The following is a 23001-nucleotide window of genomic DNA, read 5'->3' on the forward strand; positions in this document are numbered from 1 at the left end:
CCCTTGGACGAGGCGGCGCCACACGGTGTGACCGCTCGCGCCTAGAGGACCTCGGACGCCAGGGCGGCGATCACCTTCGACAGCGACCCGCCGCGCCAGGCCAGCGGCGACTCCCCCTCGGCCTCGACCTCGAGCCGCGCGCCCGGGATCTGCGCCGCGTAGGCCTCGCCGACGGCCAGCGGGTGGCCCGGGTCGGCCTCGTCGCGGTCGGCGACGACGACTGTCGGCGCGTGCACCCGTGCGAGCTCCTCGAAGGCGAAGGGCTGGGAGCGCGGGACCTGCTGCAGCGCGTCGGCCACCGCGTCCTGGTGCTCGTGGGCGCCGAGGCGCTGGCGCAGGACCTTCTCCATCGTGGCGCGCCACGCGGGGTCGACGTGCTCGAGCCCGTAGGCCTCGACGAACCCCTCCACGCCGCCGGAGCGCAGCCCGGCGCTGAGCCGGTCCCAGCGCTCGAGGCCCGGCGGGAAGTCCGGGTGCGAGGCCGGCGTGATGACGACGAGGCCGGCGACGCGGTCGGGCTCGTCGAGCGCCAGGCGCAACGCGGTGTGCGCGCCCATCGACGCGCCCGCCAGGACGGCGCGGTCGATCCCCAGCAGGTCGAGCAGCCCGAGCAGGTCGGCGGCGAGCTCGGGGTAGGTGTAGCCCTCGCCGTCGGGCGCGGGCGCCGAGGCGCCGTGGCCGCGCGCGTCGTAGGCGACCGTGCGGAAGCCGCCGCGCTCGAGGGCGCGCGAACCGTGCACGACGTAGCGGTGCGTCGCCGTGAGGCCGTGCAGCAGGACGATCGGCGGCCCCTCCCCCGCCTCCACGACGTGCAGGTCGGGCAGCGGGCTCACGCTTCTACAGTAGCCCTCGCCATGACCGTGATCGACGTGACCGAGCAGACCTTCGAGGCCGAGGTCGTCGAGCGCTCGGCGCAGGTCCCCGTCGTCGTCGACTTCTGGGCCGCCTGGTGCGGTCCGTGCCGCCAGCTCACGCCGGTGCTCGAGGAGGCCGCGAACGCCCGCGAGGGCGACGTCGTCCTCGCGAAGGTCGACACGGACGCGAACCCGCGCATCTCCCAGGCGTTCGGCATCCAGGGCATCCCGGCCGTCAAGGCGTTCAAGGACAAGCGGGTCGTCTCGGAGTTCGTCGGCGCCCAGCCGCCCGCCCGCGTCAAGGAGTTCTTCGACGCGCTCGTCCCCAGCGAGGCGGACCGCCTGGTCGCCGGGGGCGACGAGGCGTCGCTGCGCCGCGCGCTCGAGCTCGACCCGGCGCGCATGGACGCGAAGGTCGCGCTCGCCCGCCTGCTGCACGACCGCGGTGAGTCCGCCGAGGCGCTCGAGCTGCTGTCCAACGTCGCGGGCGACTTCGCCGGCGAGGGCCTCGCCGCGCGCATCCGCCTCGAGCAGGACCCGGTCGACGGCACCGCCGAGGCGTTCGCCGCGCTGGACACGGGCGACCGCGAGCAGGCGGTCGACCTGCTCATCGCGGCGATGCCCGCCGCCGACGGCCGCAAGGACGACCTGCGCCAGGTGGTCGTCGGCGTCCTGGACGAGCTGGGCGTCGAGCACCCCTTCGCCCGCGACGCGCGCCGCCGGCTGGCGTCCGCGCTCTACTAGCTCAGGGGCGCCGTCGCTCCGACGGGCTGGCGGCGGCGCACCGACGCCAGGGCGCGGGCCAGGCGCTTGACGCCCTCGTCGAAGTCCGAGGGGTCCAGGTAGGAGAACGACAGCCGCAGGCTGGTCCGCGCGGTCGGCTCGGCCTGCGTGGCGCCGCCGGGAAGGAAGCTCACGCCCGCGCGCAGCGCCTCGGCGTACAGGGCGCGCTCGTCGACCGCGCGGCGCAGCGTCACCCACACGTGCTGGCCGCCCGTCGGCACCGCCCACGTCGCCTCGGCGCCGAGGTGGCGCTCCAGCGCCTCGAGCAGCTCGTCGCGCCGGCGGCGGTACTCCGGGATCACCGCCTCGAGATGGCGCTGGTGGCGGTCGCCCTCCAGCCACGCCGCCGCCAGGTGCTGGGGCAGCGCGGCCGAGTGCAGGTCGGCGTCCATCTTCAGCCGCACGAGGCGCGGCAGGACCGGACCGCTCGCGGCGATCCACCCGAGGCGCAGCCCGCCGCCGATGGACTTCGAGAGCGAGTCGACGTAGACGACGTGCGCCGGCGCCTGCGCGCGCAGCCGCGGGCGGTCGCGGCCGTCCAGCGCCATCGAGCCGTACACGCCGTCCTCCAGGACGAAGAAGCCACGCTCGCGCGCGAGGTGCACCAGCCGCGCGCGACGCGCCTCGGACAGGTCGACGCCCGTCGGGTTCTGGCATGCGGGCTGCACCGCGACGAGCTTGACCTCGTGCCGCGCGAGGATGCGCTCGAGCACCGCGACGTCCGCGCCCTCGTCGTCCACCGGCATGGCGAGCACCTGCGCGCCCGTGGCCTGCAGCGAGGTGAGCGTCCCCGCGAAGGTCGGCGACTCGACGACGGCGACGTCGCCGGGCCCGAGGACGGCGCGCGCGACGAGGTCGATCGCCTGGCGCCCGCCCGTCGTCACGACGACCTCCTCGGCCTCGCTGGCGAAGCCCAGCTCGCGGCCGAGCTCGGCGAGGCGCACGCGCAGCGACGGCAGGCCCTCGACGGGCAGGTACTCGAGGCCCGACCCGTCGCGCAGCCGGCCCTCGGCCAGCGCGGCGAGCTCCTGGGCGGGCAGCAGGGACGGCGCGGGGAAGCCGGCCGCGAACGGGATGACGTCGCGCCCGGTCCCCAGCGACTCCGCGAGCATCTGCTCGGCGTAGGTCGAGCGGCGAGGACGCAGGACGGAGGACTGCCACTCGGCGTCGTCACCGGCCTCCTGCGCGTCGACCGGCGGGTGCGAGCGCACGAACGTCCCGCGCCCGACCTGGCCGGCGACGTAGCCCTGGTCGGCCAGACGCCGGTAGATCCGCGCGGCGGTCAGGTGGTTGATGCCGGCGTGCTCGGCGAGCACGCGCGTGGTAGGGAGCTTCTCGCCGGGTCCGAGGACGCCGAGCTCGATGTCGGCCGCGATGCGGTCGGCGATCTGCGCCGTGAGCGAGGCCTTGCCGGCCCGATCGATGTCTGACAAATCGACTTTGTACGACATTGTATGTGTCCTACATCTCCCTATTCTGGGGCGCGACCCGACCACAGGATCGCACAATGCACCGCACATGGACAACCCTCACGCAGCTCTTGTACGACCACGGCCCGCTCAGCGAGCGTCACGACCCCTGGTCGCCCGACCCCGGCACGGGAGCCGACCGCGTCGTCGCCATCCGGCGCGCGACGGCCGACGACTGGCGCACGCTCGGCCGGCTGGCCGCGCTCGACAGCGCCAAGCCGCTCACGGGCGACGTCCTGCTGGCGGTCGTCGACGGCGAGACCTGGGCCGCCCTCTCCCTCGACGACGGCCGGGCGGTCGCGGACCCGTTCCGCCCCAGCGCCCACGCCGTCGAGCTCCTGCGCCTGCGCTCGCAGCACCTGCGGGCCGCCGCGCCGCAGCGTCCCGCGCCCCGGCGCCTTCCCCTCCTCCGCCGGGCCGCGGGCTAGCCAGCACCCAGGAGGTGGGCGCGCACCAGCGCGTCCACCTCCTCGGGGCGCTCGACCCAGAACATGTGGCCGGCGCCCTCGAGGACCTCGAGCTGCGCGCCCGGGATGCGCGAGGCGATGAGCCGGCCGTTGGCGACGGGCAGCATCCGGTCCTCGTCGCCGTGGACCACGAGCGTCGGCGCGGTGATCCGCTCCAGGCGCGCGCTCGTGTCGTGGCTCTGGATGGCCTGGGCCTGGAGCATGATCACCGGCGTCGCCGTCGGCTTCATGAGCGCGACGCGGCGGAACTCGTCGAAGTGCGCGGCGTCGGACGCGTAGGCGTCGGAGACGTTGGCCCAGAAGAACGCGTCCATCGCCTTGTCGCGGTCGCCGCTCATCATCCCCTCGGCCAGGCGCTGCCAGACGACCTCCTCGGTCAGCGCGCTGCCCTCGCCGCCGCTGTAGGTGCATCCCAGCACCAGGCGATCGACCCGGCCGGCGTGCTCGAGCGCGAGCTCCTGGGCGACCATCCCGCCCATCGAGATGCCCAGGACGTGGGCGCGGTCGAGGCCGACGGCGTCGAGCACGCGCGCCGCGTCGTCGGCGAGGTCGCGGATCGTGAACGGGTCCGTGACGCGCTCCGACCAGCCGGCGCCGCGGTGGTCGAAGGCGACGACGTCGAAGTGCTCCTGCAGCAGCTGGAGGAACGGCTCGGTCCAGTGCAGGACGTTGCCGCTCATCCCCATGACGAGCAGCAGCGGCGGGCCGGACCCCCGGCGCACGACGTTGAGCCGGCGACCGGCTTGCACCTCGACGAGCGGCATCGCCGCGGGACGCTACCCGGCGTGCAGGCGCGCGAGCCGGGCGAGCTGCGCGCGGGCGGCGGCGCCCGCGGGGTCGTCGGCCGGCACGAGGGCCGCGAGCTCGCGCGCGGCCGGCTCGTCGTCGTGGCCAGGGGCCGAGACGCACCAGCGGGCCAGCAGCGACGGGTCGCCCGACCGGCGCACCGCGGCCCGCACGAGGCCGTCGAGCCGGCCGCGCAGCTCCTCGACCAGCGGCACCTCCGAGGCGGGCAGCAGGACGTCGCGGTAGGCGCCGAGCGCCTCGGCCAGCCGGCCGGCGCCGACGAGCCGCTCGACGTGCAGGACGTCGGCGTCGACGCCCTCGAGGCGGTAGGGCCGCGCGCCCAACGCCGGCCCGAGCAGGCGCCGCAGCCGGCTGAGCTCCGCCCGCACCGTCACCGGCTTGCCCTCCTCCCCGTAGAGCTCGAGCGTCAGCCCCTCGGCCGTCATCCCCTCGGGACGGGCCAGCAGGAGCGCGAGCAGCTCGCCGTGGCGCTGGGACAGCGCGACCTCGCGGCCGCCGACGAAGGCGCGCGGCCGGCGGGTCAGCAGCTCGAGCTCCAGCTGCTGGGACACCACGGCGATCGGCCCCTGCCGGCGCAGCTCGGCCTCCGCCATCCCCGCCGCGGCGGTGACGAGCGCGAGCGTGTGCGGGTGGGCGGTGCGCAGATCGCCCGTGAGGTCGACGACGCCGAGCACCCGGCCCGTCAGCGGGTCGTGGATCGGGGCCCCCGAGCACTGCCACTGGTGCACGCGCCGGGCGAAGTGCTCCGCGGAGAAGATCTGGACCGGGTGGTCCTCGGCCAGCGCCGTGCCCAGCGCGTTGGTGCCGGCGCCGCGCTCGCTCCAGTCCGCGCCCGCCACGAAGTGCATGTCCTCCGTCGCGCTGAGCACGTGCTGGTGGCCCTCGATCCACAGCAGGACGCCGTCGGCGTCGCTGATGGCCAGGACGTGCCCGGAGGCGGCCGTCGCGTCGCTCAGGACCGAGCGCAGCACCGGCAGGACCCCGAACAGCGGGTGGGCGCGCCAGCGCTCGCCCGTCTCGTCCTCGTCGAAGCGCACCGGGGCCAGGTGGCCCTCGGGGTCGATGCCGGCGCGGCCGGAGCGCTCCCAGGACTGGGCGACGACGCGCCGCACGTCGTCGGGCGCCCGGCCGGCGGCGACCGCGGCCTCGTGGGCGCGGCGCAGCGCGCGCGCCTGGGCCACCCGGTCCGACGCCGGGTCGACGGCCACCCACGGGTTGGGCAGAGGGGCTGCCATCTGACGCGGTGTCGACGGTACTGCGCGCCGCGTCAGCGTGCCATCCGTAGTTCGTCCCTCTCCTGCAACGTCGTTGCAACCCTGCGGCGCGCACCATCGGCCTCCGAACCCCCGAGGAGAAGGAGCACCCAGCATGGCCATCGCCGTCCCCGGTCCCCACCAGACGTCCTTCGAGCGCGGAAGCAGCCGGCAGCTGCTCATCGACGGGCAGTGGCGCGACGCCGCCTCCGGGAAGTCCTTCGAGACGCTCGACCCCGCCACGGGCGAGGTGCTCGCCCGGGTCGCCGAGGGCGCCGCGCAGGACATCGACCTCGCCGTCCAGGCCGCCCGCCGCGCCCTCGAGGACGGGCCGTGGAGCCGCATGACCCCGTCCGAGCGGGGCCGCGTCATCCACCGCGTCGGCGACCTCGTCATGGAGCACGCCGACGAGCTCGCCGAGCTCGAGAGCCTCGACAACGGCAAGCCCAAGGCCGTCGCGCTGGCCGCCGACGTCCCGCTCGCCGCCGACCTCTTCTGGTACATGGCCGGCTGGGCGACGAAGCTCAAGGGCGGCACCGTCACGCCGTCGGTCCCGTACCTGCCGGGCGCCGAGTTCCACGCGTACACCCTCAAGGAGCCGGTCGGCGTGGTCGGCCAGGTCATCCCGTGGAACTTCCCGCTGCTCATGGCGGCGTGGAAGCTCGGCCCCGCGCTGGCGACGGGCTGCACGGTCGTCCTCAAGCCTGCCGAGCAGACGCCGCTGTCGGCGCTGCGCCTGGGTGAGCTGCTGCTGGAGGCCGGCGTGCCCGGGGGCGTCGTGAACGTCGTCCCGGGCTTCGGCGAGACCGCCGGCGCCGCGCTCGCCGCCCACCCGGACGTCGACAAGATCGCCTTCACGGGCTCGACCGAGGTCGGCAAGCTCATCGTCAACGCCGCCTCGGGCAACCTCAAGCGCGTCTCGCTCGAGCTGGGCGGCAAGTCCCCGAACATCATCTTCGAGGACGCCGACGTCGAGGCCGCGATCGCGGGCGCCGCCCAGGGGATCTTCTTCAACCAGGGCGAGGTGTGCTCGGCCGGCAGCCGGCTCTACGTCCACCAGGAGCACTTCGACCAGGTCGTCGAGGGCGTCTCCGCGGCGGCCAAGGCGATCAAGGTCGGCCACGGCCTCGACCCCGAGACCGAGATGGGCCCGCTGGTCTCCCAGGAGCAGTTCGACCGCGTGACGGGCTACCTGGGCATCGGCGAGTCCGAGGGCAGCCGCGCCGTCGCCGGCGGGCGCGCCATCGACGGGCCGGGCTACTTCGTGGAGCCGACGGTCATCGTCGACGCCCAGCCCGACCACCGGATCATCCGCGAGGAGGTCTTCGGGCCCGTGATCGCGGCGATGCCGTTCAGCGACGTCGACGACCTGGCCCGCCAGGCCAACGACTCGCACTACGGCCTGGCCGCCGGCGTGTGGACCAGCGACGTCTCCAAGGCGCACAAGCTCGCCAAGCGCATCAAGGCGGGCACGGTGCACGTCAACACCTACCACGTGTTCTCCGCCGAGCTGCCCTTCGGCGGCTACAAGCAGAGCGGCTGGGGGCGCGAGATGGGCGAGGAGGTCCTCAGCAACTACCTCGAGACCAAGTCGGTGATCGTCGGGCTCTAGCCCGCCGCTCCCTCACACCGGCAGCACGAGCTGGCCCGCGTCGTCGCGCCGCGTGTCCTCCGGGCGCGCGAACGAGGCGACGCGGACCCCCAGCAGCCGGACCGGCGCCGGCGGCGCGTACTCGCGCAGGAGCTCGACGGCGATCGACGCCACGAGCTCCGGGTCGGCCGTCGGCTCCCCGATCGTGCGGGCGCGCGTGATCGTCGTGAAGTCCGCGAGGCGGACCTTGATGGCGATCGTGCGCCCCGTGCGGTCGTGCTTGGCCAGGCCCGCGCAGAGCTCGGCGGCCAGGCGTCGCAGGACCTCCTCCTGCTTGGCGTGGTCGGCGATGTCCACGTCGAACGTCGTCTCCTTGGACTCGCTGACCGCCTCGCGGTGCGAGGTCACGGCCCCGTGGTCCTCGAAGCGCGCACGCGAGACCAGCCAGGGCCCCATGCGGTCGCCGAAGCGCTGGGCCAGGCGCTGCGGGTCGCATGCCGCGAGCTGGCCGAGCGTCGTGATGCCGAGCGCCTCGAGCTTCTCCGCGGTCTTCGCGCCGATGCCGGGGACGAGCTTGGGCGGGCGGTCGGCGAAGCGCGCGCACGCCTGCTCACGGGACAGCACGACGAAGCCGGCGGGCTTCTCGGCGTCGGAGGCGACCTTCGCCACGAGCTTGTTGGGGCCCATGCCGACCGACGCGCTCATCCCCGTCTGCTCGCGGATCTGCGTGACGAGGCGGCGCATGGCGGCCTTCGGGGCGACGAGGCCGGTCAGGTCGAGGTAGGCCTCGTCGAGGCCGACGACCTCGACGTGGTCGACGGTCGCGCGCACGAGCGCCATGACCTTCGCCGAGACCTCGCGGTAGGCCGTGAAGTCCGGCGCCACGAGCACGGCCTGCGGGCACAGCCGGCGAGCCTTGGCGGTCGGCATCGCGGAGCCGACGCCGAACTTGCGCGCCTCGTAGGACGCGGTGGTGACGACCGCCCGGGGGCCCGAGCCCGACACGATGACGGGCAGGCCGCGCAGCTCGGGGCGTCGCTGGAGCTCGACGGTCGCGTAGAACGCGTCGAGGTCGAGGTGGGCGACGCACCGCTGGTCCACGCCGCAGCACACGGTAGACGCTGCGCGGGACGGAACACGCGTTCGTGTCCCGCCCCACGCAGGTCGCGGGCTACCTGGTGCTGAGGACCATCCCGGTCGAGCCGAAGCCCAGGCGCTGCTTCGTCGCCGCGGTCAGGTCGAACTCGCGACCGCCGACGTACGGGCCGCGGTCGATGACCGACGCGCGGACCGTGCGCCCGCGGTAGCGCAGGCGCAGCTTCGTGCCGCACGGCAGCGTCTTGTGCGCGACGCCGATCGTGCCCGGCGTCAGCGTGCCACCGCAGCCCAGCGCGCCGCCGTAGAGGCCGGGGCCGTACCACGACGCCATCGCCCGGCGGTAGGCGTAGACGCGGCCCACGGTGCGCTTCGCGGCGCGGGCGTCCTTCGTCCCCGCGAAGGTCACGCGCAGGGTGCGCGCGCCGGGGCGCGAGGCCTTCCAGGTCAGGCGGTAGGCGCCGCCCTTGCGGGTGCGGGCCTTGTCGACGGTGGTCCAGCCGGAGCCGGTGCGCACCTGCAGGCCGACGGCGTTGCCGGCCTTCGCGGGCGCCAGGCGGCCCTTGACGACGACGGCGCGGCCGGTCGTCACGTGGCGGCGCACGGAGCGCACGGCGAAGGACGCCGAGGCCTTCGTGGCGGTCGGGCCCTGCGCGGCCTGGGCGGCCGGCGCGGGGGTGGTCGGGCTGGGGTCCTGCGAGCGGGCCGTGGTCGGGGCCACGACGCCGAGGGTGGTCACGGTCACGAGCGCGCCGAGGCCGGCATGGCCGGCACGGGCGCGCAGGGGCTGCGGCCTCACGGGTACGTCCTCCTGCTGTCGACCGCCTACGGGGTTAGCTGTCGGGCTCGCAGACGACCGGGTGCGCTCCTGGCGCTCCTCGGTGGCCCGCTACAGCCGCGGTGATGCGGCCGATTCGCCCCAGCGGCACGCCTGGGATCTGACCGGCGTGCCGCAAGTGGGTCCCCCGCTCGGCCCCGCAGTGGGCGAGGCTGACTCGGCGGTGCTACGAACTTGGGTTCGGCACGCTACCCGCCGGACTTGACGTCTCTGTGACCGCCGTCACAGGACCCGGCCCTGCAGGTCGTTGTGCAACGCAACTGCGTCGCTGGTTGCAGGTGGCAGAGCGTCAGCGCGCCACCTTGCGGCGCTTAGGCGCCGAACGACCCGTCTAGGCCGGCACGCCGGGCGTCCCCGCCACGGTCAGCGCGCCCATCGCGGCGGTCACGGCGTCCATCGCTCCGCGGGTCTCGAGGAGCTCCTGCGCACGCGCGACGAGCGCTTCGACCGCCTCCAGGTGGGCCGCGTGCGGGGCCTCGCCGTCGACCCGCTGGCAGGCCAGGCGCGCCAGCGCGTAGGCCTCGGTCGGGTCGCCGCCCCGGAAGGTGCCCTGGACCGCCGCCGTCAGGTAGGCGGCGGCGCGCTCGAAGCTCAGCACGCGCGGGCCGAGACCTTCGGGGCCGAGCGCCGGGCCGAGGTCGACGAGGTCCTCGCCCATGAGCGCCCGGCGCGCCTGCGGTCCCGCCGCCTCGCGCGCCTGCTCGGGCGTCCACCCCGCCTGGCGCACGCCGCGCAGGAAGATCGTCGACGCGAGCTTCGGCGGGCCGTAGGGCATGTCGCTGGCGTAGAGGATCCGCCCGGGCGGCACCGTCGTGAACAGCATCAGCATGTCGGCCGGCTGCCACCACGAGGTGTCGAACAGGAGGTTGGGGAGCGCCGCGGCGGCGTCGGCGAGGAGCCCGAGGTCGCTGATCCCTGCGTGCGCGAGGATGATCCGCGCGTCCGGGTGGTCGGCGGCCAGCCGGGCGGCGTGGGCGCCGAGCTCCGGGATGCCGCGGCCCGCATGGACGAGGACGACGCCGCGGCGCTCGGCCACCTGCGCCACCAGCCCCTCGATCGCCGGGTGGTCCATGGCGAAGCTGTCGCTGCGCGGGTGGAGCTTGAGCCCGCGCGCGCCGGCGTCCAGGCAGCGTGCGACCTCGGCGCCGGGGTCCTCCTGGTGGGGCGAGACGCGGCAGAGCCAGCTCAGCCGGTCCGGCCAGCGCGCGGCGGCGTCGCGGACCGTCGCGTTGGCCTGCGCGTACCCGTCGGGCTCGTGCATCGGGAAGACGCACGCGGCCTGCTGGCCGGCGAGGTCGAGCGCCTCGACGAGCTCCTCGGGGTCGGCCTCGAGCCCGTCCGGGTCGTGGTGGCCGATGTGCGTGTGGACGTCGAGCCACTGCGCATCCGCGCCGAGCCAGGCCACCCCGGCGGCGTGGAGCGCTGCGACGTCGTCCTCCTGCTCGAGCGCGCGGACCGGCATCGCGCGCAGAGCCTACGCGCCGGACTCCGGTGCCCTATGCGGCGGCGAGCGCGGGCGCCGGCGTCTCGGCCGCGGCGGGCATGTCGAGCGCGACCTCGTCGCGGAGCTTGGCGAGCCCGAGCCGGATGCGGCTCTTCGCCGTGCCGAGCGGCACACCGGCCTTGCGCGCGATCTCGTCCGCGGTCATCCCGCCCCAGTACGCGAGCACGACGGCCTCGCGCTGGGACTGCGGCAGCGCGCGCAGGGCCGCCCGGATCGCCTTGCGGTCGTCCTCGCGCTCCACGAGCGTGCCGGGCCGGTCGTCGGTCGTGCGCTCCTCCTGGGCGACCACGACCTTGAGCCGGTCGCCCGCCCGCCCGGCGGCCTGCCCCTCCCGCCACAGGTCCAGCGCGCGGCTGCGGGCCATGAGCCGCAGGTAGCTCCCCAGCTCCCCGCGCCGCGCGTCGAACTTCTGCGGCGCGCGCCAGACCTTGAGGAACACGTCCTGCGTGACGTCCTGCGCCTGCGCGGCGTTGCCGAGGATCCGGAACGCCGCGGCATAGACACCGCGCCCGTGCTCGTCGTAGGCGCGGCTGAACTGCTGGGGGTCGCTGAGGTCCATGGCTGCGGGCTCCGTTGGGGGGAAGAGGTGAGCGCCTTCTCGGCGGGTCGACCAGCGTCTACCCGCCGCGACGGCACGTTACACACGTTGTTGAAGGTTGTCCACAGACCTTCAACAGCTTCGCTCCACCCCGGACCGTGCGCGCGGCCCCCACCGCGACCCTGTCATCTCCGGCGCGGGACGCCGGAGATGACAGGGTCAGGCACGAAGCCGGCGGTCGAGGGCGCCGAGGAGGTCCCCCGTCGCGCGATGCACGTCCGACCATCGCACCCGCCACACCTCCCATCCGGCGGCTTCCAGATCGCGCTGCTTGCGAGCGTCGCGCTCCTGGGCGCTGCGGGTGCCGTGGAAGGCCCGGCTGTCGGCTTCCACGACGAGGCGCCGCGACCTCCAGACCGCGTCGACCTCCCACAACGTCCCCGACGCGCCGGCGGCGTGGCGGTTGAAGCGCGGCATCTCCCTCAGTGCAGAGCCCTCGAGCAGCTCCCGAAGCCGCTCCTCGAGGATCGAGCGCAGGATGTCCGGGTCGTCGGTGAGCTGGCTCACGGCGCGGCGCAGCCGTCGGGCGCCGCGGTGCCCGCGCGACCGATCGAGCAGCTCGGCGATCGCGGCTCCGTCGAACAGCTGCTCGCGGACCGTGGCCTCGCAGGCGGCGGTGAGGAGGGAAGGCCGGACGCGCTCGGCGAGGTCCAGCAGCGTGCGAGCGACGGAGGTGCACGGGATCCCGTCGCGCTCCGTGCGGTCCTGGGGCGGGAGCTCGCGCACGCACACGCGCAAGCCCGCGCGTCGCCGGGCACGTTCGACCGGGACGGTGATGTCCACCACCGTCTCCGGGGCGCGACCCAGCGCCCACAGCGCGGCGGCCGTCCGGTGGCTGAGCACGGCGTCGTCGCCGCCGGCGAGCACCGCGGCGGTCCACGGGCCTCGCGGGTGGACCGCGTCGTGGCCCACGCCGTAGATGCCGAAGTGCCGCGGCCGGAGGGAGCCGCTCTTGAGGCGACTCTCGATGGTGGTCTCCGGGAGTCCCAGCTCCAGGAGCTGCTCGCGGGAGATCGAGCCCCTCTGGAGGGTGGCCAGGCCCGCGATCTGGTGATCGCGTCCCTGAGCCTGTCGATTCCGGTCTGGGGCGCCGGAGACTGCAGGGTCGCGGTCCATGCCGCGATGGTCGCCGCCCGCGCGTCACACCTCACCACCCGCCCGCGACGCCCCGTGCGCGACGATGCGACGCGTGCGTCGCGTCCTCACCACCGTCCTCCCCGTCGCGGTGCTGGCGATCGCGGTGGCGGTCGGCGCAGCGCTGGTGCTCGCCGGGCGCGACGACGACGCGACCGCGGGCGACCGGGGCGCCACCGGGCCGGGCACCGCGAGGACCACGACACCACCGCCCCGGTTGGACGCCACCCTGCGGCGCGGCAGCGTCGTCCTCCTCACGACGACCAGGCAGGACGTCGCGCTGCTGCGCACCCTGGCGACGGAGGTCGCCGGGACGGCCGACCCGACGCCCGCGCTGGAGACCGCCGGCCAGGCGGTCGTCGTCCGGCAGACCACCGCCCTGCTCCCCGCGCGCGTCGTCGCGCTCAGCGCCACGCGCGAGCTGCGCGCCGCGTCACCGACCGACCCCGCGCTGCGCACGTTCGCCGAGGCGCACCTCGGCCGCCCCGCGCGCTAGTCCAGCGTCCAGCGCTCGAGGTCGGCGAGCCAGGCCGTCGCGCTGGAGTCCGACGGCGCGCGCCAGTCCCCGCGCGGGGAGAGCGAGCCGCCGGCCGAGACCTTCGGCCCGTTGGGCAGCGCCGAGCGCTTGAACTGCGCGAAGCCGAAGAACCGCTTGCAGAAGACCTCGAGCCATCGCCGGATCTCGGGCAGGTCGTAGGCCGCGCGCTTGGCCTCCGGGAAGCCGGGCGGCCAGTCGCCCGCCGCGGCGTCGCGCCACGCGTGCCACGCGAGGAAGGCGATCTTCGTCGGGCGCAGGCCGAAGCGCAGCGTGTAGAAGAGCGTGAAGTCCTGGAGGGCGTAGGGGCCGATCCTCGACTCGGTGGACTGCAGCTCGTCGCCCGGCACGAGCTCGGGGCTGATCTCCGTGTCGAGGATCGCCGTGAGCGTCTCGCCGACCTCGTCCTCGAACTGCCCGGTCGCGACGACCCAGCGGATGAGGTGCTGGATGAACGTCTTGGGGACGCCGGCGTTGACGTTGTAGTGGGACATCTGGTCCCCGACGCCGTACGTCGCCCACCCCAGCGCGAGCTCCGAGAGGTCGCCCGTCCCGAGGACGATGCCGCCGCGCTGGTTGGCCGCCCGGAAGAGGTAGTCCGTGCGCAGGCCGGCCTGGACGTTCTCGAACGTCACGTCGTAGACCTCCTCGCCGCGCGCGTACGGGTGGTCGAGGTTCTCGAGCATCAGCTCCGCGGTGGAGGTGATGTCGAGCTCCTGCGCCGTGATCCCCAGCGCCTCCATGAGCCGGTGGGCGTTGGTCTTCGTCCCCGAGCTCGTCGCGAAGCCCGGCATCGTGAAGCCCAGGATGTCGCTGCGCGGCCGCCCGAGGCGGTCCATCGCCTTGGCCGCGACGATGAGCGCGTGGGTGGAGTCCAGGCCGCCCGAGACGCCGATGACGATCTTCGGGTCGCCGATCGCCCGCAGCCGCTGCTCGAGCCCCGAGACCTGGATGTTGTAGGCCTCGTAGCAGTCCTCGTCGAGGCGCTCGCGGTCGGCCGGCACGAACGGGAAGCGCTCGACGCGCCGGCGCAGGCCGAGGTCGCCGCCGGGCGGCGACAGGGTGAAGCGCACCGTCCGCAACTCCGACGTCCGCGCGGCGTGGGTGCGGCGGTTGTCGTCGAAGGTCCCCATCCGCACGCGCTCCTGGCAGAGGCGGTCGAGGTCGACGTCGACGACCGTCGCGCGCTCGCCCTGCGGGAAGCGCTCGGTGCAGTCGAGCAGCACGCCGTTCTCGTAGACCATCGTCTGGCCGTCCCAGGAGAGGTCGGTCGTCGACTCGCCCTCCCCCGCCGCGGCGTACACGTACGCCGCGAGGCAGCGCGAGGACTGCGCGCGGCAGAGCAGGTGGCGGTCGCGCGAGCGCCCGACGGTGATCGGGCTGCCCGAGAGGTTCACGAGCACCGTCGCGCCCGCCAGCGCCGCCTCCGCGCTCGGCGGCACCGGCACCCACAGGTCCTCGCAGACCTCGACGTGGACGACGAGCCCGCGGACGTCCTCGGCCGCGAAGAGCAGGTCGGGCCCGAACGGCAGCTCCGTGCCGAGCAGCCGGATCGTCCCGCCGCGCTCGTCGTCGCCCGCGGCCATCTGCCGGGCCTCGTAGAACTCGCGGTAGGTCGGCAGGTAGGACTTCGGGACGACGCCCAGGATCGCCCCGCGGTGCACGACGACCGCGCAGTTGTAGATGCGGTTGCGGTGGCGCAGCGGCGCGCCGACGACGAGCACCGGCAGCAGGTCGGCCGAGCCGTCGACCACGGCCTGCAGCGCCTCCTCCACCCCGTCCAGGACGGTGTCCTGCAGCAGCAGGTCCTCGATCGAGTAGCCCGTGAGGCCCAGCTCGGTGAACGCCGCGAGGGCCACGCCGTCCTCGTGGCAGGCCCGGGCCTGGCGCAGGATCGCCTCGGCGTTGGCGGCGGGGTCGGCGATCGCGATCGGCCCGGTGCAGGCCGCGACGCGGGCGAAGCCGTGCTCGTACAGGTTGGGGAAGTCCATGCGCAGCGCCGTCCTACCCCCGTCGCGCGCCTACCGGACGGCGATCGTCATCCGCACGAGGGCGCAGAGGCGGTCCTGGTCGTCGGTGACCTCGACCTCCCACACCCACGTCGTGCGCCCGCGGTGGCGCGGGCGCGCCACCAGGTTCACGCGGCCGTCGAAGATCGGCCGCACGAACGACGTCTGGTTGCTCAGCCCCTGCGCGGTCTTGCCGTCCGCCGCGACGGCGTAGTACGTCGCCATGGACGTCGTCGACTCGGCCATCGACGCGAACAGGCCGCCGTGCACGAGGCCCGCGGGCTGCTTGTGGCGGTCCTCCACGTCCACGTGCGCGCGCAGCACCATGTCGTCGTCGATCGAGTCGACCACGAGGCCGTAGAGGCCGTCGAAGCCCTGGTCCATCACGATCGGGAACTGCAGGTCCGTCGCCGCCATGTGCGGCACCCTAGCCGCCGACGCCTATAGCCTCCCCGAGCCGATGGCCCGCTTCGACTCCCTGCCCGCCGACCAGAAGGCCGTGCTGCAGCTCCTGCTCAAGCAGGGCAAGACGTACGACGACCTGTCCGGCCTCCTGCGGACGACGCCCGAGGCGGTGCGCGACCGCGCGCTCACGGCGCTCGACACGCTCGGGCCCGAGGACGCGGGCGGGCTCAGCCCGGAGCGCCAGGACGAGGTGGGCGACTACCTGCTCGGCCAGCAGTCGGCGTCGGGCCGCGCCGCCACGCGCGAGTTCCTCGAGGGCTCGGCCGGCGGGCGCGCCTGGGCGCGCGCCGTGGCCGGTGAGCTGCGCGACCTCGCCGGCGACGCGCTGCCGGAGATCCCGGCCGACCGCGTCGAGACCGAAGAGGCCTTCGACGCCCTCAGCGCCCGCAAGCGCGTGCGCGCGGAGAACGAGCGCAAGTCGCGCACCGGCGGCTACGTCCTGCTCGGGGCCGTCGCGATCGGCCTGACCCTCGTCATCCTCCTGCTCACCGGCGCGATCGGCGGCGACGACGACGACGGCGGCAACCAGGCCGGCACGGGCACGACGACCACGGCCGCCCAGCCGAAGATCGACGCGCAGATCAACCTCCAGCCGACGGGCTCCACCTCCAAGGACGCGCTCGGCGTCGCCAACGTCGTCTCCCAGGACGGCCAGCGCGCGCTCGCCGTCATCGCCCAGGGCCTGTCGGCCAGCCCGTACTACGCCGTCTGGCTCTACAACAGCCCGTCGCAGGCGCAGTTCCTCGGCTACGCCCCGCCCGTCGAGGGCTCGGGCGACGCCCGGGGCCGCCTGCAGGGCCTCGCCGGCCTGCCGGAGAACGCCGAGTCCTACCGCGAGCTCGTCGTCGCCCGCCAGCCGGCGAGCAGCGGCGACCAGCAGCAGTCGCCCACCCGTCCGGGGACGATCGTCCTGCGCGGCCAGTTCCGCACCACGGGCGGCACGGGCGCGGGCGGCGGCGCGGCGACCACGCCGCAGACGACGACCGGCGGCTAGACCGCCCGGGCCGGGGTCGGCGCGCCCGCGCCGACCTCGCCACCCACCGACGGGATCAGCTTCCCCGGGTTGAGGATCCCGACCGGGTCGAGCTCGCGCTTGAGCGCGTGCAGGGCGGCCACCCCCGCCTCGCCGACCTCGGCGGGCATCCACGCCGCGTGGTCGCGCCCCACGGCGTGGTGGTGGGTGATCGTGCCGCGGTGCGCGACGATCGCGTCGCACGCGTCGGCCTTGATGCGCCGCCACTGGTCGAGCTCGCCGCCGCGGTCCTGGCGGGCCAGGAACGTGAAGTACAGCGAGGCGCCGCTGCCGTAGAGGTGCGAGATGTGGCAGGCCACGAGCGGGCAGTGGCGGCGCAGCGCGTCGCCGACGGCCCGGTGCAGCTCGTGGAGGTCCGACCACTGCGCCGCGGTCTCGAGCGTCTCGACGAGCACGCCGCGCGCGAGGAGGTCGTCGCGCAGGTAGGGCGCGTGGAAGCGACCGCGCTCCCACGAGCGCCCCGCGCCCTGGCCGAGGCCCGCCGCGCCGTGGTCACGCAGCACCGGCAGCGCGGCCTGGCGGCGCGCGTGGACCGTCGCCTCCGTGCCCTCCCAGCCGAGGATCGCCAGGCAGCCGCCGCGCACGCGGCGTGCGCCGAGGTACGCGTCCAGCGCGCGCCCCTTCACGCCGCCGGTGCCCGACAGGGCGAGGTTCATCTCCGTCTCGCGCTCGTCGCTGAGCCGGGCGATCGTCGGGGCGATCGCGCTCTGCTCGAGCTCGCGGAAGCATGCGGCGCCCGCGCGGAAGTCGGGGAAGACCCACGCCTCGTAGCGGCGCTCGGCCGGCAGCGGCGCGACGCGCAGGGCCGCCTGGGTGATGACGCCGAACGCGCCCTCGGAGCCGACGAGCGTCTCGCGCAGGCCCGGGCCCGCGGCGCTCGCCGGCAGCGGCGGGAGGTCGAGCTCGGCCGCCGGCGCGGCGAGGCGCAGGCCGAGGACGAGCTCGTCGATGCGCCCGTAGCCCGTGGAGGCCTGGCCGGCCGAGCGCGTGGCGACGAAGCCGCCGACGGTCGCGTACTCGAAGGACTGCGGGACGTGGCCCAGGGTGAAGCCGCGGGGGTTGAGCAGGCGCTCGGCCTCCGGACCACGCAGGCCGGGCTCGAGCACCGCGGTGCGCGACCCCTCGTCGAGCGACACGAGGCCGGTCATGCGACCGAGGTCGAGCGCGACGACCGCGTCGAAGCCGCCGCGCAGGGGCTCGACGCCGCCGACGACCGACGTGCCGCCGCCGAACGGGACGACCGCGACGCCCGCCGCGGCGCATGCCTCGAGGACGCCCCGGACCTCCGCGTGGCTGCCCGGGAGGACGACGGCGTCCGGCGCGCCCTCGGCGTCGCCGGCCCGCTGGCGCACGAGGTCCGGGTAGGACTTGCCCGCCGCATGCAGGACGCGCGCCTCGCGGTCGTCGCGCACGTGCACGTCGCCCACGACCTCGCGCAGCGCGGCCCGCGCCTCGGAGGCCAGCGCCGCGGGGCCGAGGCGCACCTCGTCGAGGCCGACCGGTGGTCGCGGCGCGTCGAGGGGTCCGTCGAGGACGCCCTCGAGCCACGACACGGCGTGCGCCGGCGGCGGCGCGTCGTGGGCCCGGTCGCCCCAGCCCCACCAGCGGGAGGTGCGCGGGATGCCCGCGTGCCGGTCGCCGTCAGCCGTCGCCATGGATCCTCGTCAACCCCGCAAGTGCGTCGTCCAGCTGCTTGCGCGCCGCGGCGCGCACCATGAAGCCCCCGAAGCGCGAGAACCCGCGGAGCCGCTGCTCCAGCGCGAGCTCCACGCGCGTCCCACCGCCTTCGGCCGCCTCGAGCGCCACCGAGGTGCGCGACTCGGCGAGCACGCGCTCGAACGGCGTGCCCTCCGTGTGCTGGCGCCAGGCGATCCGCGTCGGCGCCTCGCGCTCGAGCAGGGCGAAGTCCGCGCGGACCGTCGCGCCCTTGTCGGAGCGCAGGACCTCGGTGAAGCCCGTGTCGTCGACGCCCTCGACGCGCGCGACGCGCGGCCACCAGCGCGCGAGGTGGTGCGGGTCGCCGACCGTGCGCCACACGCGGTCCACGTCCGCCGCGACGACGACGCTGCGCCGGGCCTTCGGCATCACTCCGCCTCGTCGACCAGCAGCGCGTGGACCTCGTGGCCGGCCAGCCGGCCGCGGCCGCCGAGGAACGCCAGCTCGATGAGGAACGAGCAGCCGACGACCTCGCCGCCGAGCTGCTCGACGAGGTCGCACAGCGCCTTCGCCGTCCCGCCCGTGGCCAGCAGGTCGTCGTGCACGAGCACGCGCGAGCCGTGGTGCAGCGCGTCGGTGTGGACCTCGAGGGAGTCCGTCCCGTACTCGAGCAGGTACTCGGCCGAGACGGTCTCCCACGGCAGCTTGCCCGGCTTGCGCGCGAGGACGAAGCCCGCGCCGAGCTCCCGCGCCAGCGCCGGGCCGAGCAGGAAGCCGCGGGCCTCGGCCCCGAGGACGAGGTCGACCCGCCGCTCGCGCGCCCAGCCGGCCAGCCCGAGGACCGCGGCGTCCAGCGCGGCCGGCTCGGCCATCAGGGGCGTGATGTCCCGGAAGACGATCCCCGGCTTGGGGAAGTCGGCGATGTCCCGGATGCGCGACCGCAGGTCGAGGTCCGGCCCGCTCACCCGACGATCTTGCGCAGGTCGCGGATGAGCAGCAGGTGCTTGAGGTGCGTCGTCACCGCCGCGAGGTTCTCGAGCGCCTCGACGGCCTCCTTGCGGCGCTCGGCGTTGCGCGAGCGCAGGGCCGGGGCGAGGATCTGCTGCAGCAGGGCGGCCTCGCGATCGGCGCTCGTGCGGAACGCCCGGAGGTTGCGCCCGCCCACGCCGTAGCGCGCGAGCTCGGTGACCGCCCGGACGATCTCGCGCTCGGTCTCGTCGAAGAGCTTGACGCCCGAGCGCACCTCGCCGCGGATCACGCCGTACTCCTCGAGCTCGGCGACCAGGCGCGGCTCGGCGCGCGTCTCCTCGAGCACCTCCTCGAGCGTGTACTGCGCGCCGCCGCCCGTGATCGAGTGCCGGCGCTTGGTCGCGCGCCGCGCCGCCTCCGGGGAGACGCCGTCGTCGGCCGCCGGCACCTCGGCGCTGGCCTCGGCCGCGCGCCCCGCCGCGAGCTCCTGGCGGATGACGCGCAGCGGCAGGAACTCGTCGCGCTGCAGGCGCAGGATCGTGCGCAGCCGGGCGACGTCGGTGCTCGTGTACAGGCGGTAGCCGCCCGCGGTCCGCCTCGGGGCCAGGAGCTTCTGGTCCTCGAGGTAGCGGATCTTCGAGATGGAGATGTCGGGGAACTCCTGGGCCAGCGCCTTGCAGACGGCCCCGATCGTCATCGCCTTCTCGCGTACGGGCGGCGGCTCCTGCACGGCCATCAGCGGGCCAGGAAGGTGAGCTTGTACTTGCCGATCTGCAGCTCGTCGCCGTCCTCGAGGCGGCGCGAGTCGATCCGGGTGCGGTTGACGTACGTGCCGTTGAGCGAGCCGAGGTCGTCCAGGTGGTACTCGCCGCCGCGGCGCACGATCAGCGCGTGGTCGCGCGAGACGGTCACGTCGTCGAGGAAGACGTCGGAGTCCGGACGCCGGCCGATCGTCGCGCGGTCGCGCTCGAGCGGGAAGGACTCCCCCACGCGGCCGCCGCCGGCGCGCACGACGAGCGCGGCGCCGCCGGTCTCGACGACCTCGTCGACGTCGACGGGCACGAGCTCGCCGGTCTCGTCGACGCGGTAGGTCGCGGTCGTCGGCTCCGTCGCCGGCTCACCGGGAGCCAGGAACGCGCCGCACTTCTGGCAGTAGTTCGCGCTCTCGGCGTTGACGAACCCGCACTCCGGGCAGTGACGAGCCACCGGCGGTCCCCCTCCTCCCGCGTCGGGGCTACGCCTGGTCGGCGTCGGCGGCGCGGCCGGACAGGATGTCCGTCAGCTGCTGCACGTCCGCGCCGGTGATGACCTCCTCGCCGCCCTCGTGCTTCTTGCGCAGGCGGTTGACGAGCTCCGCACGGAGGATGTCGATCTTGCCGTGCAGGATGCGGCGGCGGTAGGAGATGTCCACCTCCTCCTCGGTCAGCTGCTGGATGAGGTCCTTGAGCTCCTGGTCCGAGAGCGAGCCGAGGTCGGGGAAGGTCTCCATGGCGCCTGCGAGCGTAGCGCACGGCGCGCGGGATGGCTCGACGTCCACTTGAGGGTGCAGGTCAGCGGGCGGCAGCGACCTGTCGTCGCGCGTCCACGACGTACGCCCACAGCGCGATGAGCGCCATCCCCAGGCCGACGTAGAGCAGGACCTCGGCCAGCGTCTCGACCCCGGCGAGGGCGAAGAACAGCGCGGACATCGTCGGCCACACCGCCAGGCGTCCCCACCAGTTGACCTTCAGCTCGACGCCGTGGGTGAGCGCGTAGCGGCCCGCGACCAGCAGGAAGAGCTCGCGCCCGGCCAGGACGGCGAGCGCCCAGTGGGGCAGCAGGTCGAAGTGCCAGACGACCACGACGCCGGAGACGACCAGCGAGCGGTCGACGACCGGGTCCAGCAGCGTGCCGAGGCGGCTGTACTGCCCCGTGACCCGCGCGGCGATGCCGTCCGCGTAGTCGCTCCAGGCGACCACGGCGAAGATGATCGCGGGCAGCGCGTCGGTCCCGCTGTCGGAGGAGAACGCCAGGACCAGGAAGACCGGGATCAGCGCCAGGCGGACGAACCCGATCGCGTTCGGGATCGTCCACGGGTTCAGCGGCGCGCCCGCCAGCGTCTGGGGCGGCGGCGGGCCGGAGCGGTCCAGCCCGCTGAGGCGCCGGAAGGTCAGGCGCGGGTTCTGCCAGGCCTCCTTGACGGCCTCCTGCGCGCGCTCGGCGCGGTCGGCTACGGGGCGCTGCGCCACAGCTCCTGCACCGCGGAGAGCGCCCCCTCTAGCGGCACGCCCTCCTCCTGGTCGGCGAGGCCGCGACGCAGCTGCGCCTCGGCGCGGCCCGACTCGGCCGAGCGCTTGCCGATCGTCAGCCGCACGGGACAGCCGAGCAGCTCCGCGTCCTTGAACTTCTCGCCCGGTGACGCGTCGCGGTCGTCGAGCACGGCGTCCAGGCCGCCGGTGCGCAGCTCCTCGTAGACCGCCTCGGCGGTGGCGCGCTCGGGCGTGCCGGGCTTGCCGAGCGCCACGACCTCGACGTCGAAGGGCGCGATGGACCTGGGCCAGGCGATGCCGCTGTCGTCGCCGTGCTGCTCGACGGCGGCGGCGGCGATGCGGGCGGGCCCGATCCCGTAGGAGCCCATGACGATCGGGTGCTCCTTGCCGTGCTCGTCGAGGTACGTCGCGCCCAGCGGCTCGGAGTAGCGCGTGCCGAGCTTGAAGATGTTGCCCACCTCGATCGCCTTGTCGATGCGGACCTCGTGGCCGTTGACGGTGTCCCCCGCGCGGACCTCGCGCACGTCGGCGCGCTCGCCGTCGAGGTGGTCGACGACGACGTGCCGGCCCTCGCGGTTGGCGCCCGCGACCCAGGGCCCGCCGGTGAGCGCCGCGTCGACCACGGTGCGCACGCCCGGCTTGGGCCCGAGGAAGCCGGCGGGGCCAGGCAGCTCGTCGTCGCCCGCGGGGCGGTAGGGCTCGCCGAGGGCGTTCTGGAGCTTGATGGGCGCGACCTGGTGGTCGCCGCGCAGCAGGACGAGCACGAGCTCGCCGCCGTCGGTCACGACGGGGAAGGCCTTGAGGCAGTTGGACTCCGCGACGCCGAGGTGGCCGGCGACGTCGGCGATCGTCTTCTGCGTGGGCGTCTCGAGCTCGCCGCTCAGCGTCAGCGGCGGCGCCGGCTGGGGCTCGGCGGAGGCGATCTCGAGGTTGGCCGAGTAGCCCGGGGCGAGGACGACGTCGTCCTCGCCGGCCGCGCACGGCGCCATGAACTCCTGGGCGCCCGAGCCGCCCATCATCCCGGAGTCCGACTCGCACTCGTAGTACTCGAGGCCGCAGCGCTCGTAGACGCGGTGGTAGGCCAGGCGGAACTGCTCGTAGGCGGCGTCCAGGCCGGCCTGGTCGCGGTCGAAGGTGTACGCGTCCTTCATGATGAACTCGCGGGTGCGCAGGACCCCGGCGCGCGGGCGCGGCTCGTCGCGCTCCTTGACCTGGAAGTGGTAGAGGCTGAAGGGCAGGTCGCGGTAGGAGCGCACGACCTGCGCGACGTGGAAGGTCACCGCCTCCTCGTGGGTCATGGCGAGCACGAGCTCGGCGTCCTTGCGGTCCTTGAGCTTGAACAGCTCGTTGATCTGGTCGCGCCCCGTGCGCCGCCACAGCTCGCGCGGCTGCAGGACGGGCATCAGCAGCTCCTGGCAGCCGATCGCGTCCATCTCCTGGCGGACGATCCCCACGACCTTCTGGTGGACCTTCCAGCCGGCCGGCAGCCACGTCCAGAAGCCCGCCCCGAGCTGGCGCACGAGCCCCGCGCGGACCATGAGCTTGTGGGACAGGGCCTCGGCGTCGGCGGGCGGCTGGCGCTCGGTCGGCAGCAGGAGGTTCGTGAACCGCATCTGGGCACGACTCTATTCGCGCGCGGCGGACGCGGCCCTTGCCCAGGCCGGTTGTAGGGTCCGGGTTCGACCCCTGATA

Annotated in this window: 24 protein-coding genes; 5 read left to right on the forward strand and 19 right to left on the reverse strand. The window is 74.8% G+C overall.

Annotated features, from left to right (window positions below):
* Window positions 1-41 precede the first annotated feature (41 nt).
* Window positions 42-833 (reverse strand): alpha/beta fold hydrolase, encoded by a 792-nt coding sequence (locus JUB12_RS04245; protein WP_205698370.1) that lies wholly within the window; start codon window positions 831-833, stop codon window positions 42-44.
* 21 nt (window positions 834-854) lie between these two features.
* Between JUB12_RS04245 and trxA the strand changes: the two genes are divergently transcribed.
* On the forward strand, window positions 855-1598 hold the full coding sequence (trxA, locus tag JUB12_RS04250) for a thioredoxin (RefSeq protein ID WP_205698371.1): 744 nt from the start codon (window positions 855-857) through the stop codon (window positions 1596-1598).
* On the opposite strand, the gene JUB12_RS04255 is transcribed toward trxA, so the two are convergent.
* Window positions 1595-3088 carry a PLP-dependent aminotransferase family protein gene (locus tag JUB12_RS04255; protein WP_205698372.1) on the reverse strand — a complete coding sequence of 498 codons (1494 nt, stop codon included), beginning with the start codon at window positions 3086-3088 and terminating at the stop codon, window positions 1595-1597. The two genes, trxA and JUB12_RS04255, sit on opposite strands and share 4 nt — an antisense overlap.
* Before the next feature lie 56 nt (window positions 3089-3144).
* On the opposite strand from JUB12_RS04255, the gene JUB12_RS04260 reads away from it, so the two are divergent.
* Window positions 3145-3534: a hypothetical protein gene (locus JUB12_RS04260; protein WP_205698373.1), complete on the forward strand. Its 390-nt coding sequence runs from the start codon at window positions 3145-3147 to the stop codon at window positions 3532-3534.
* Here JUB12_RS04260 and JUB12_RS04265 read toward each other — a convergent pair.
* Both JUB12_RS04265 and JUB12_RS04270 read right to left on the reverse strand, forming a co-directional pair.
* Window positions 3531-4337 carry an alpha/beta fold hydrolase gene (locus JUB12_RS04265; protein ID WP_205698374.1) on the reverse strand — a complete coding sequence of 269 codons (807 nt, stop codon included), beginning with the start codon at window positions 4335-4337 and terminating at the stop codon, window positions 3531-3533. The two genes, JUB12_RS04260 and JUB12_RS04265, sit on opposite strands and share 4 nt — an antisense overlap.
* Before the next feature lie 12 nt (window positions 4338-4349).
* The gene (locus JUB12_RS04270; RefSeq protein WP_205698375.1) at window positions 4350-5615 is read right to left on the reverse strand and encodes a GAF domain-containing protein; all 1266 of its coding nucleotides are present in this window, start codon (window positions 5613-5615) and stop codon (window positions 4350-4352) included.
* Between the two features lie 133 nt (window positions 5616-5748).
* Here JUB12_RS04270 and JUB12_RS04275 point away from each other — a divergent pair, with 133 nt between their 5' ends.
* Window positions 5749-7245: an aldehyde dehydrogenase family protein gene (locus tag JUB12_RS04275; RefSeq protein WP_205698376.1), complete on the forward strand. Its 1497-nt coding sequence runs from the start codon at window positions 5749-5751 to the stop codon at window positions 7243-7245.
* Window positions 7246-7257: 12 nt separating this feature from the next.
* Here the strand turns inward: JUB12_RS04275 and dinB are convergent, their stop codons facing one another.
* The 5 genes from dinB to JUB12_RS04300 form a co-directional block, all read right to left on the reverse strand.
* Window positions 7258-8325 carry a DNA polymerase IV gene (gene dinB, locus JUB12_RS04280; RefSeq protein WP_205698377.1) on the reverse strand — a complete coding sequence of 356 codons (1068 nt, stop codon included), beginning with the start codon at window positions 8323-8325 and terminating at the stop codon, window positions 7258-7260.
* Between the two features lie 70 nt (window positions 8326-8395).
* A complete protein-coding gene (locus JUB12_RS04285; protein WP_205698378.1) occupies window positions 8396-9118 on the reverse strand; it encodes a septal ring lytic transglycosylase RlpA family protein in 723 nt (240 codons plus the stop codon).
* Window positions 9119-9488: 370 nt separating this feature from the next.
* A complete protein-coding gene (locus tag JUB12_RS04290; RefSeq protein WP_205698379.1) occupies window positions 9489-10619 on the reverse strand; it encodes an amidohydrolase family protein in 1131 nt (376 codons plus the stop codon).
* A gap of 34 nt (window positions 10620-10653) precedes the next feature.
* On the reverse strand, window positions 10654-11220 hold the full coding sequence (locus JUB12_RS04295; RefSeq protein WP_205698380.1) for a sigma-70 family RNA polymerase sigma factor: 567 nt from the start codon (window positions 11218-11220) through the stop codon (window positions 10654-10656).
* Window positions 11221-11418: 198 nt separating this feature from the next.
* Window positions 11419-12375: a DUF559 domain-containing protein gene (locus JUB12_RS04300; protein ID WP_205698381.1), complete on the reverse strand. Its 957-nt coding sequence runs from the start codon at window positions 12373-12375 to the stop codon at window positions 11419-11421.
* A gap of 73 nt (window positions 12376-12448) precedes the next feature.
* On the opposite strand from JUB12_RS04300, the gene JUB12_RS04305 reads away from it, so the two are divergent.
* Complete coding sequence (locus tag JUB12_RS04305; protein ID WP_205698382.1) at window positions 12449-12889, forward strand: hypothetical protein; 441 nt, start codon at window positions 12449-12451, stop codon at window positions 12887-12889.
* On the opposite strand, the gene JUB12_RS04310 is transcribed toward JUB12_RS04305, so the two are convergent.
* On the reverse strand, window positions 12886-14919 hold the full coding sequence (locus tag JUB12_RS04310) for an NAD(+) synthase (RefSeq protein ID WP_205698383.1): 2034 nt from the start codon (window positions 14917-14919) through the stop codon (window positions 12886-12888). The two genes, JUB12_RS04305 and JUB12_RS04310, sit on opposite strands and share 4 nt — an antisense overlap.
* Before the next feature lie 30 nt (window positions 14920-14949).
* The gene (locus tag JUB12_RS04315) at window positions 14950-15354 is read right to left on the reverse strand and encodes a PaaI family thioesterase (protein WP_205698384.1); all 405 of its coding nucleotides are present in this window, start codon (window positions 15352-15354) and stop codon (window positions 14950-14952) included.
* Between the two features lie 43 nt (window positions 15355-15397).
* Here JUB12_RS04315 and JUB12_RS04320 point away from each other — a divergent pair, with 43 nt between their 5' ends.
* A complete protein-coding gene (locus tag JUB12_RS04320) occupies window positions 15398-16396 on the forward strand; it encodes a hypothetical protein (RefSeq protein WP_205698385.1) in 999 nt (332 codons plus the stop codon).
* On the opposite strand, the gene JUB12_RS04325 is transcribed toward JUB12_RS04320, so the two are convergent.
* The 8 genes from JUB12_RS04325 to JUB12_RS04360 form a co-directional block, all read right to left on the reverse strand.
* Window positions 16393-18090, reverse strand: coding sequence for an FAD-binding oxidoreductase (locus tag JUB12_RS04325; protein WP_205698386.1), 1698 nt, complete (start codon window positions 18088-18090; stop codon window positions 16393-16395). The two genes, JUB12_RS04320 and JUB12_RS04325, sit on opposite strands and share 4 nt — an antisense overlap.
* The gene (locus JUB12_RS04330) at window positions 18077-18520 is read right to left on the reverse strand and encodes an SRPBCC family protein (RefSeq protein ID WP_205698387.1); all 444 of its coding nucleotides are present in this window, start codon (window positions 18518-18520) and stop codon (window positions 18077-18079) included. Before JUB12_RS04330 ends, JUB12_RS04325 begins: the two co-directional genes overlap by 14 nt.
* The gene (locus JUB12_RS04335; RefSeq protein ID WP_205698388.1) at window positions 18520-19056 is read right to left on the reverse strand and encodes an adenine phosphoribosyltransferase; all 537 of its coding nucleotides are present in this window, start codon (window positions 19054-19056) and stop codon (window positions 18520-18522) included. The genes JUB12_RS04330 and JUB12_RS04335 overlap by 1 nt, the downstream gene beginning before the upstream one ends.
* Window positions 19053-19796 carry a MerR family transcriptional regulator gene (locus JUB12_RS04340; RefSeq protein WP_205698389.1) on the reverse strand — a complete coding sequence of 248 codons (744 nt, stop codon included), beginning with the start codon at window positions 19794-19796 and terminating at the stop codon, window positions 19053-19055. The genes JUB12_RS04335 and JUB12_RS04340 overlap by 4 nt, the downstream gene beginning before the upstream one ends.
* Window positions 19796-20266 (reverse strand): FHA domain-containing protein, encoded by a 471-nt coding sequence (locus tag JUB12_RS04345; RefSeq protein ID WP_205698390.1) that lies wholly within the window; start codon window positions 20264-20266, stop codon window positions 19796-19798. The genes JUB12_RS04340 and JUB12_RS04345 overlap by 1 nt, the downstream gene beginning before the upstream one ends.
* A gap of 28 nt (window positions 20267-20294) precedes the next feature.
* Window positions 20295-20549, reverse strand: coding sequence for a hypothetical protein (locus JUB12_RS04350; protein WP_205698391.1), 255 nt, complete (start codon window positions 20547-20549; stop codon window positions 20295-20297).
* A gap of 61 nt (window positions 20550-20610) precedes the next feature.
* The gene (locus JUB12_RS04355) at window positions 20611-21288 is read right to left on the reverse strand and encodes a CDP-alcohol phosphatidyltransferase family protein (protein ID WP_205698392.1); all 678 of its coding nucleotides are present in this window, start codon (window positions 21286-21288) and stop codon (window positions 20611-20613) included.
* Entirely contained in the window at window positions 21270-22922 is a 1653-nt protein-coding gene (locus tag JUB12_RS04360; protein WP_205698393.1) for a proline--tRNA ligase, read from the reverse strand. The genes JUB12_RS04355 and JUB12_RS04360 overlap by 19 nt, the downstream gene beginning before the upstream one ends.
* Window positions 22923-23001 lie beyond the last annotated feature (79 nt).

It is taken from the genome of Conexibacter sp. SYSU D00693 (assembly GCF_017084525.1).
Lineage (GTDB): Bacteria > Actinomycetota > Thermoleophilia > Solirubrobacterales > Solirubrobacteraceae > Baekduia.